Raw genomic sequence first — 10,430 nt, 5'->3', positions numbered from 1 at the left:
AAAGTCTTTGCATAATTGCGTCTAATCATAAATTGTTCGTATAGTAGAGAAAATAAAGTTTCAATTCTTTTTGAATGTATAAAACTGAGGTTTGTAATCTTTTTGATTCGATCTTTTCAGTGTTTCTAATCGATATTAACTTCATTAAATAAATCAATATGTTTCAAAAATGAATACATGAACAGATGCTGGACTAATGTTAAAACTCAGGAAAACACCACTTAAAGAACAAACAGCATGAAGTTTATAACCATAAAAAGACATTTACTGAGAAGCACAAAAACCTCTGTTTTGTGCATTATACTAGTGTTCCTTGTAAATTTTGAGCTATTTATACTTGCTATTTTACAAAACTGAAACGGCATACTATCAATGATTAAAACAATTTTCAAATTCATTAAATTCTTTCGCTAATTTGAGGCGAATACTATTAATTTGATATGATAATCTACATTTTCTTCGATTGTAAATACTTCGCTCAATTTTACAACTTACGCTTTAGGAATATTCCGAAATGAATTATTTTCACTATCAATACCCATAAATTCAGTAGTTAAGAAAAGACTTATGAGTTTTAAATCAAATGTTTAGGTCTTCTACATTGATAAATTAAAAGTTTATCTTAGGATATTTTTCATAGAATTTCCAATATTCTTTTATAATTTGCAAGTAAGTTATTCATTGTGAATTTTTTATTGTAAAAACAATTTACAAATTTTCAATCAAATGAACAACTTTATTATTTAATAATCAAAATGCAGAACAGGCTAAAAATATAAACTTTTAATAAAATCTCTAGAATAATTTTGAGGATGAGGAATTTTCAAATAATTGCAATTAACTAAAACTTTATTATAGAATAATATATCAATATCTATTAAACGATCAACGTAACTCTCATTTTCTTTGGGTTTAAAATAGATTCTTCCCATTTTTTGTTCAATATCTTTAATTTTTTTCAAAATCTTAAATGGAGAATAACTTGTATTAATTTCTATTTTTTGATTTAAGAATAAATTAGGTGTAGTAAATCCTTCAGCCTTATTTTCAAGAATATTAGATTCTTTTTTTATTTCGCCTACCTCTTTGTTTATAAGGTTTTTAGCTGTTTCTAAATTATTTTTTTTGTCACCTAAGTTTGTACCAAGTAACAAAATGACTATATTTTGCGACATATAGAGCAAAAGTAATAATAAATTAAAAATGAAAAACTTTTTCGGGAGAGTATTCTCAACAATCATAGGAAATCTATTAACGATTAGTGTATTTGTCATACTACTTTTCGTGTTGATATTTGTTTCAGCATTATCTGCTCCAACAAAAAGTGTGAAAGATGGTTCTGTTTTAGAAATTTCGTTGGAAGATCCAATTATGGAAAGTGATATGGATCGTTCCGTTTCTATTTTTGATATGTCAGAAAGTCCAAATGTTTTTTTACAAGATATTATTCATTCAATTGAAGAAGCGAAGAATGATGATAAAATAAAAGGAATTAGTCTGAAATTGGATAAATTTTCTGGTGGAGCTACGCAAGCGACTGATATTCGTAATGCGTTAGAAGATTTTAAAAAATCTGGAAAATTTGTGTATTCATATTCTAATTCAGGAAGTCAGTTGTCATATTATATAAGTAGTGTATCTGATAAAATTTATCAAAATCCTTTGGGTGGAACTTTATTACAAGGTTTGAGTTCTAATATTATGTTCTTCAAAAATGTAGGAGATAAATATGGTGTAGATTTTCAGGTGATTCGTCACGGACAATTTAAGAGTGCTGTAGAGCCTTATATGAGAACAAATATGTCTGATGAGAATCGTTTGCAATTATCGGAATTATTGAATGATGTTTGGGGTAATGTTTCAACTTCGATTACAAAATCACGTAAAATTTCTCCTGAACAATTTACAACAGTAACAGATAGTTTGTATGCTTTCATTCCAGAAACAGGAAAAGAAAACAAGATTTATGATGTATTGGCTCAAGAAAATGAATATCAAAAAATGTTATTCTCAAAACTTGGTTTGAAAGAAGAAAAATCAAAAACTGATTTTGAAGTTCTTGATAAACATACTATAAAAATGGAAGATTATTTTGAGACCTTATCAAATAAATCTGAAAAAGATAAAATTGCAGTTTTGTATGCTTCAGGAACAATTACTGAAGGAGATGGTTTTGATGGTATTCAATCAAAAACTTATGTAGATGCGATTCGCAAAATCAGTCAAAATGATAAAATCAAAGCTTTAGTTTTACGTGTAAATTCTCCTGGAGGTAGCGCAAATGCTTCAGAAGAAATTTTATATGAATTGATGCAATTGAAAACGAAAATGCCAATTGTTGTGTCTTTTGGAGATGTTGCGGCGTCTGGTGGATATTATATCGCGCAAGCTTCTGACAAAATTTATGCGCAACCAAATACAATAACTGGGTCTATTGGTGTTTTTGGAATGATACCAAATGCGCAAAAATTATTCAATAATTTCGGATTAGATTTTGATGAAGTAAAAACGAATGCAAATGCAGATCAGTTAAAGTCTTTGACGACACCATTATCACCAACAGCAAAAAATACGATGCAAAAATCAATTGTATTGATTTATGGAAAATTCGTAAATCACGTTGCTACAAATAGAAAATTAACATACGAGCAAGTTGATAAAATAGGTGAAGGACGTGTTTGGTCTGGAACTCGTGCAAAACAAATTGGTTTGGTAGATGATTTCGGAAGTTTAGATACAGCAATAAAAGAAGCAGCTAAATTGGCTAAAATCGAAAAATATTCGACAGAGAATTACCCAAAACGAAAAGATTCTTTCGAAGAATTTATGGATAATCTTCAAGGAAAAAATACCGAAGCAGCAATTGCAAAAGAATTAGGGTCGGACGGAATCCGAATTTATAAAGAAATAAAGATGATGAATGAACAAAAAGGTATTCAAGTTAGGCTACCTTACGATATTCAAATTCGATAAAAATCATAAAAAAGGGTTAAAATATTTTTAACCCTTTTTTATTGTTAAAATCTTACTATTTTAGTAAAAATATTTAGATGATTAAAAAATTAAATTCTCTTTTATAATCATCTAAATTTATTATACTTTTGTACATTCATTTTTAATAATACTGAGACATAATCAACGATGGGATTATTTGATTTTTTCACGCAAGAAATTGCGATTGACCTGGGGACTGCTAACACTTTAATTATTCATAATAATAAAGTTGTAGTAGATAGTCCATCTATCGTCGCTATACATAGAAGAACAAATAAAGTTATTGCTGTTGGAGAACAAGCAAAACACATGCAAGGTAAAACGCATGATGATATAAAAACAATTCGTCCTTTAAAAGACGGAGTAATTGCAGATTTTGAAGCTTCAGAATTCATGTTGACAGAGTTCATCAAGAAAATTCCTGGAATTCAAGGGAAGTTATTTTCACCTTCATTACGAATGGTGATTTGTATTCCTTCTGGAATTACAGAAGTTGAGAAACGTGCTGTAAAAGATTCTTGTGCACGCGTTAACGCAAAAGATGTTCGTCTTATTTACGAACCAATGGCTGCTGCGATAGGTGTTGGAATTGATATCACTCAACCTAAAGGTAACATGATTATTGATATAGGTGGTGGTACTACAGAAATTGCCGTTGTTGCATTAGGTGGTATTGTTTGTGACAAATCTGTGAAAATTGCAGGTGATGTTTTTACAAATGATATTGCATATTACTTAAGAACCCATCATAATTTATATATCGGAGAAAGAACTGCTGAACGTGTTAAAATTGAAGTTGGAGCTGCTGTAGAAGAACTAGAGCATGCACCAGAGGATATGCCAGTACAAGGACGTGATTTGATTACAGGAAAACCAAAAGAAATTACTGTAAATTACCGCGAAATTGCACGTGCATTAGACAAATCAATTTTACGCATTGAAGATGGTGTAATGGAAACGTTATCTCAAACTCCTCCAGAATTAGCTGCTGATATTTACAACACTGGTATCTATATGGCTGGTGGTGGAGCTATGTTGAGAGGTTTAGATCAACGTATTTCTAAAAAAACAGGTTTACCAGTTTTCTTGGCTGATGATCCTTTACGTGCTGTTGTTCGTGGAACTGGTATTGCACTTAAAAATATTGATAAATTCACTTTCTTAATGAAATAGAAGAGTAAAGAGCAATGCAATATATTCTGAATGCGATTAGAAGAAATGGAATGCTATTAATTTTTGTCTTTTTAGAGTTAATTGCGTTGTTTCTTGTCTTTAAGAAAAATATTTATCACGAAACTATTCTTGCCTCTGCAAGCACATCGTTTACAGGTTATGTGGATGATAAAATTGCAAAGGTGACAAACTTTATTCATTTACCGAGTACCAATAAAGATTTGATGGACGAAAATGCCTTTTTGCGTGAGCAATTGGTGCATTTAGGTATTAAAGATGCGAAAACTAAAAAGTTTTACAAATCGGATACCTTAGGTTATCATCAAACGTATTCTTTTGTACCTGCAGAGATTGTAAATAACTCGATTATCAAAACGCAAAACCTTTTGATGATTGATAAAGGAACAAATGATGGAATAGAAAAAGGTGACGGAATCATTACAAATAATGGTGTAATTGGTATTGTAACTTTTGCTGGGAAAAATTATTCTCGTGCAATTTCGTTGTTAAACAAGGATATCAATATCAATGCACGTATCAAAGGAAATCAATATTTTGGGACAGTGAAATGGGATGGAAAAGATCCTCGTTATGTTCAGTTATATGAAATTCCGAAATACATCGAAGTGAAAAAAGGAGATATTATCGAAACAGATGGTAAATCACCAGTTTTCCCAGAAGGAATTATTATAGGTAAAGTTGTAAGTAAAGGAATTGATGAAACGGGAGAAATGAAAGTTCAAGTAAGATTGAAACAAGATTTCGCCAATTTAGCTCAAGCTTATGTGGTCACAAACCTTAATAAAGTTGAAATTCAACAAGTAGAAAAATCAGATACAATAACAAGTCCACAGAATGTTCAATAAAGATTTTTTAATCAATATTATCAAGATTATCGTTTTAGCTTTGTTACAAGTTTTTGTGTTCAATCACATCAACTTTTTAGGAAGTTATCAACCATATATCTATATTGTATTTGTATTATTTTATCCGCCTTATCAAAATAAATATGCCTTACTAATCTTATCATTTATGTTAGGATTAATGATAGATATTTTCGAATACACAGGAGGAATTCATGCTTTTGCATTAACACTTATCGCATTTCTTAGAAATCCAATCATCAAACTTTTGGCAGGAAAACAAGATTACGAAATGGAATTTTTCTCTTTCAATTCGTTCAGTTTTGCGCAATGGTTGTTTTATTTGATTATTCTAATTCTTGCACATCATATTATTTTATTACTTCTTGAGAATTTTAAACCATCAGGAATTGGATCTTTGATGCTAAAAGCATTAATCAATTCGGGAATAACTTTTGTGTTTGTCTTTATTTATAAAATTTTATTTAAAAATAAAGTTGGAGTATGAAAAAGTTGATGGTTGTTTATGCACTCATCCTGTTTATAGTGTTTCTATTTATAGGACGTTTGGCGTATTTGCAATTATTTACAGATCGTTATACGTTAAATGCATTTAATACTTCGATCAAACAAGAAATTATTTATCCTAATCGTGGTGATATTCTTGATCGAAACGGAAAATTGTTGGTGAGTAACACATATTCGTACGAATTAGACGTTATTCCAGGGAAATTAATTGACAGTTATGGAGAATATATGAATGGTTTTGATAAACCTAAATTCTCTAAAATGATTGGAATTTCTACACAACAATTTGATTCTATTTTAGATAAAATTGTTACCGCAAAAGATTATAAAAAATTATCGCCTTATCCATTCTTAAAAAATATTTCGCGAGAGAATTTTGCTCGTATGCAAGAACAATTGTACTTGTATCCTGCATTTAGCATTATCAAACGTCCCGAGCGTAAATATATGGTAAATTCTGCCGGAAATATACTGGGCTATATAAACGAAGCCAATCAATCTTATATCAAAACAGATTCTACCTATTATCAACCTGGAGATTTGGTTGGTATTGCTGGTGTTGAGAAATCGTATGAAAAAGATTTGCGAGGAATAAAAGGTGTAAAAAACTGGATTGTAGACCGAACAATGAATGTTGTTGGTCCATATAAAAACGGAGATTATGATCGACCTGTAAAAAGTGGGAAAACAGTTCATTTGACAATTGATTATCGTTTGCAAGAATTGGCAGAACAAATGCTTCAAAATAAACGTGGGGCAATTGTCGCACTTGATCCTAATAATGGTGAAATTTTGGCTTTAGCATCCGCACCTACAATTAATCCAAACGATTATTTGAATACAAAGTTGAGAAGTGCATTAATCAACGATTCTATTGCTCGTCCAACTTATGATAGAGCTTTACAAGGAACTTATCCTCCTGGTTCTACATTCAAAATGGTAACGGCTTTGGCTGGTTTACAAATGGGAACGATGACAGAAAAAACAACATATGTTTGTAAACATGGTTTCCGTTATGGACGTATGCATATTGGTTGTCACTGTGGAATGTATTATACGCCGCAAGGTTTAGAACATGCAATTGGAAAATCATGTAATAATTATTTTTCTGAAGCTTATCGTGATATTGTTCGTAAAGATCCAAATGATTATAGTGTCGGAATTAACGAATGGGCTTCCATTTTGAATAGTTTCGGATTAGGAAAATTTATGGGAACAGATTTACCGGTTGGTAGCAAAGGTCTTATTCCGACAGCTGAGTTTTACGACAATCGCTTTGGAGAAGGTGTTTGGAATCCTTACCGTATTATTTTCAATGGTATGGGACAAGGAGATATTAATACAACTCCGCTGCAAATGGCAAATTATACAGCAATTATTGCCAACAAAGGATTTTTCTATACACCGCATATTGTACATAGTATTGATGGAAAACCATTGACGGATTCTACTTATATGGTGAAAAAAAATACATTGGTTGATCCAAAACATTTTGACATCATTCAACGCGGAATGCGTAATGTATTTACAATGGGTACAGCTCGTAGTTTTGATACAAGTTCTTTTGTACAATTTGGTAAAACTGGAACTTCTCAGAACTCTCATGGACAAGATCACTCATTATTTGTATTGTTTGCTCCAGCAGATAAACCAAAAATTGCGATTGCTGCAATTGTAGAAAATGGTTCTTGGGGTACAACTTATGCTGGACCAATGGCGAGTTTGATCGCAGAATTATACGTAACGGATACAATAAAACGACCTGCGTTAGTGCAACGTATGAAAAATGGTAATCTACAAGGCGAATATCGTCGTCAATGGATAGATTATCTAAAAAGAAAAGGATTATACGTAGAACCTGTAAAAAAGGATTCTATCGGAAATAAAATAGATAGTTTAAAATTTAAAAAAGATTCAACAAAACTAAAACATGAGCCAAAGCAGATTACTAAAAGGAATTGATTGGATTGTACTGATCCTAGGGTTTCTGATAGTAACTTTCGGGATTATGAATGTGTATAGTGTCAATCCAGATTTAGGTGTAAAACAGCTAATTTGGTTTGGACTTGGAATGGTGATGATATTGATTTTGATAATTGCGAGCGGAAACAACCGTAATTTTTTCGAAATTTATAGTCCTGTTTTTTATATCATTTCCCTCGTTTTGCTCGTCGGAGTTTTGATTGTTGGAAAGGAAATTAATGGAGCAAAAGCGTGGTATCGTTTTGGACCTCTGAGTTTGCAACCAGCCGAATTTGCGAAGATTGGTACAGCTTTGTTGATTGCTAATTTTATCAATCATTCAAACGCAAATCTAAAAGACTTAGGTTTTATAGGAAAAATATTGTTGATTATCGCAATACCAGTAGTTTTAATTCTTTTACAACCCGATTTAGGTTCAGTAATTATTTTCTGTTCATTAAGTATTGCCTTGTACAGAGAAGGACTTAATCCATGGATAATTTTAGCACCAATCATATTATTAATCATTTTCTTGATTTCGATTGTACAAATTCCTTTTTACGTTTTATTAGTTTTTGGATTTATAATTCTTACAATAGCTTTATTAATTTTAGCTTTCAATTATAATCAGAATGTAGTTGATGCGATGCATGGTGTTTTAATCGGCTTATCAATTTTCTTTTTATTATTGATTGGAATTTGTTATTTGGTTGAAGATTTATCTGAAGAAACACGCGAATCTTTCGGACATTTATTTCCAATGCGTTCCTTATTTTTCTCAGAACCAATATTTTTTAATACAACTTTCTTTGGATTGATAGGATTCTTTATATCAATTATTCCAGTTTTAATTTTAAAATTAACCGAACAAAAAGAAATTAATGATTCACCATTCAAAACACAATCTGGATTAGCTGCAAATGTTCTGAATTTTAGTATTATTGCGTCTATTGTGTTGTTATTATTTGCAAGCACGGTTAGTTTTATTTCTCCGATCATTTTTGAGAAATTACCCAAACACCAAAAAGAGCGTGTGATGGTTTTGTACGAAGGAGAAGCAAAGTATCGTGATACTTCGGGATATAATTTATTGTATGCAAAAACAGCGATTGGTTCGGGCGAATTATATGGAAAAGGTTACAATCAAGGAACTATTAAAAAAGGAAGGTTTGTACCAGAACAACAAACCGATTACATTTTTACAACAGTAGGAGAAGAGTGGGGATTCATTGGTAGTACAGCCTTGGTGATTGTTTATGCAGTTTTCGTAGGGCGATTATATTTCTTAGCCGAAATCCAAAAAAATAGATTTGCACGATTTTATGGATATGCAGTCGCCTCTATTTTATTTTTCCACTTTTTTATCAATATCGCAATGGTGATTGGGCTTTTCCCAACGGTTGGTATTCCGTTACCATTTTTCAGCTACGGAGGAAGTTCTTTATGGGGATTCACTATTCTGATCGGAATTTTCCTAATCATTCATTACAAGAACAGTCAAGGATTTATTTAGAATAATAATTCAATAGAATAAAAAAGCTACATTGATTTTCAATGTAGCTTTTTCGTTATTATTTCGATACTTCTAACTCAGAAATATGATGAACTTTCTTAATTAATTTATTGTCTTTATCAACCAAAATTAGAGTAGGAGTAGATTCTATTCCATATTCTGCCGCGATTGGCGAATCCCATCTCAAAAGATCAGTATAATTGTACCAAGGTAATTCTTTCGTAGCATTGTTAAACGCTGTTTGATCATAGTCTAAAGAAATAGCAACAATTTCTCCACCTTTTGATTTGAAGTTCTTGTAAAACTCTTTAATGTGCGGGATTTCTTGTTGACAAGCAGGACACCAAGAAGCCCAGAAAACAATTAATTTTTGATCTTCTTTGATATCATATAATGATTTTTTCCCATTAACAGGTTGAGGAAAAGTGATATTAGGAACTTTACTTCCCACTTGCATAGAAGCGCTTTTTTCCACTTTCTTTTTCAATTGATCTGTTACATTAGAAGTCAAACTTTTTACTTTATCTACATATTTTTTATGAAAATTTGCATATTCTTTTTCAGGAACAAAGTTTAAGATAGTTGTCAATACATTTTGACCTCTTGTCGTTTTGATATCTGTTTTAGCCAAAATTTCGTCTGTAGCAGCAATTAAATTCCCTTCTACATCTTGATTGTTTGCAGCAGCTAATTTTCCATTAATATAAGCAAAAACTAAATCATTAAACATTCCAGATTGCTCCAATCGTATATCATCTTTTACAAAATGATTCACAATTTCATTTAGCGTTTCAGCATCTTTATTTGTTTGAGCTTTTTGTTTCAAATCATTCAACTCATTAATATAGGTAATTAATGGCGAAAAATTTTCGTTACGTTTCAACTCTTTTATACGCTTATCTTCTTTTACCATTGCTGTATAAAATTCATCAGTTGGTTTATACATTTGCATTAAATAAGGAAAAACCTGGTTCTGAATTTCATTTAATGGTTGAAGTGCTAAAACTTTATTGTATTCCTTTTGTGTATTTCCCTCAAAAATTTCAAGTTTAGTAGATATTTCTTGCCCACTAACCGTTTTGAATTTTAGATTTTTGTTATCAGTTAATAACGAAAGATTTTCACCTGTTGGCAAATCAATACGTACAAAACCATTGTATTCTTTTGGAACTTTTACAGAAAAATTTCCGTTGTTATCAGTAATCGCATTGTTGATTAATTTCATTTCGGCATTGTCGAAAATTTTAACCAAAACAGGTTTATTTGCATAATTTTCTATTTGCCCAGAAACATTAAACTGCCCAAAGACAGAACTTCCTAAAACAACAAGCGGCAGTATAAATTTATTTTTCATAGTTTGTTTGATATAAAAAAACCTCAATCTATTGATTGAGGTT

At 31.0% G+C, this 10,430-nt stretch carries 8 protein-coding genes and 1 pseudogene; 6 read left to right on the top strand and 3 right to left on the bottom strand.

Features of this window, described 5'->3' with window-relative positions; genetic code table 11:
- Positions 1-631 (bottom strand): annotated as a pseudogene (locus tag B2X73_RS15395) (transposase); the annotation flags it as partial.
- Between the two features lie 136 nt (positions 632-767).
- Complete coding sequence (gene folK, locus B2X73_RS09125) at positions 768-1,154, bottom strand: 2-amino-4-hydroxy-6-hydroxymethyldihydropteridine diphosphokinase (RefSeq protein WP_221854325.1); 387 nt, start codon at positions 1,152-1,154, stop codon at positions 768-770.
- Positions 1,155-1,203: 49 nt separating this feature from the next.
- On the opposite strand from folK, the gene sppA reads away from it, so the two are divergent.
- The 6 genes from sppA to rodA all read left to right on the top strand — a co-directional run bounded on the left by sppA (position 1,204) and on the right by rodA (position 9,033).
- The gene (gene sppA, locus B2X73_RS09120; RefSeq protein WP_291096284.1) at positions 1,204-2,973 is read left to right on the top strand and encodes a signal peptide peptidase SppA; all 1,770 of its coding nucleotides are present in this window, start codon (positions 1,204-1,206) and stop codon (positions 2,971-2,973) included.
- Positions 2,974-3,141: 168 nt separating this feature from the next.
- Entirely contained in the window at positions 3,142-4,167 is a 1,026-nt protein-coding gene (locus tag B2X73_RS09115; protein ID WP_019975837.1) for a rod shape-determining protein, read from the top strand.
- A 14-nt stretch (positions 4,168-4,181) separates the two neighbouring features.
- Positions 4,182-5,033 carry a rod shape-determining protein MreC gene (mreC, locus tag B2X73_RS09110; RefSeq protein ID WP_291048797.1) on the top strand — a complete coding sequence of 284 codons (852 nt, stop codon included), beginning with the start codon at positions 4,182-4,184 and terminating at the stop codon, positions 5,031-5,033.
- The gene (mreD, locus tag B2X73_RS09105; RefSeq protein WP_291048795.1) at positions 5,023-5,538 is read left to right on the top strand and encodes a rod shape-determining protein MreD; all 516 of its coding nucleotides are present in this window, start codon (positions 5,023-5,025) and stop codon (positions 5,536-5,538) included. The genes mreC and mreD overlap by 11 nt, the downstream gene beginning before the upstream one ends.
- Positions 5,535-7,520 (top strand): peptidoglycan D,D-transpeptidase FtsI family protein, encoded by a 1,986-nt coding sequence (locus tag B2X73_RS09100; protein WP_291048792.1) that lies wholly within the window; start codon positions 5,535-5,537, stop codon positions 7,518-7,520. The genes mreD and B2X73_RS09100 overlap by 4 nt, the downstream gene beginning before the upstream one ends.
- Positions 7,489-9,033 (top strand): rod shape-determining protein RodA, encoded by a 1,545-nt coding sequence (rodA, locus tag B2X73_RS09095; protein WP_291096281.1) that lies wholly within the window; start codon positions 7,489-7,491, stop codon positions 9,031-9,033. Before B2X73_RS09100 ends, rodA begins: the two co-directional genes overlap by 32 nt.
- Before the next feature lie 58 nt (positions 9,034-9,091).
- Here the strand turns inward: rodA and B2X73_RS09090 are convergent, their stop codons facing one another.
- Positions 9,092-10,387 carry a TlpA family protein disulfide reductase gene (locus B2X73_RS09090; protein WP_291059229.1) on the bottom strand — a complete coding sequence of 432 codons (1,296 nt, stop codon included), beginning with the start codon at positions 10,385-10,387 and terminating at the stop codon, positions 9,092-9,094.
- Positions 10,388-10,430: the final 43 nt, after the last annotated feature.

Origin of the sequence: Empedobacter sp. UBA7252 (genome assembly GCF_002472765.1) — a bacterium.
Taxonomy (GTDB): Bacteria; Bacteroidota; Bacteroidia; order Flavobacteriales; family Weeksellaceae; genus Empedobacter; species Empedobacter falsenii_B.
This window is presented reverse-complemented; position numbering and strand designations above follow the sequence as displayed.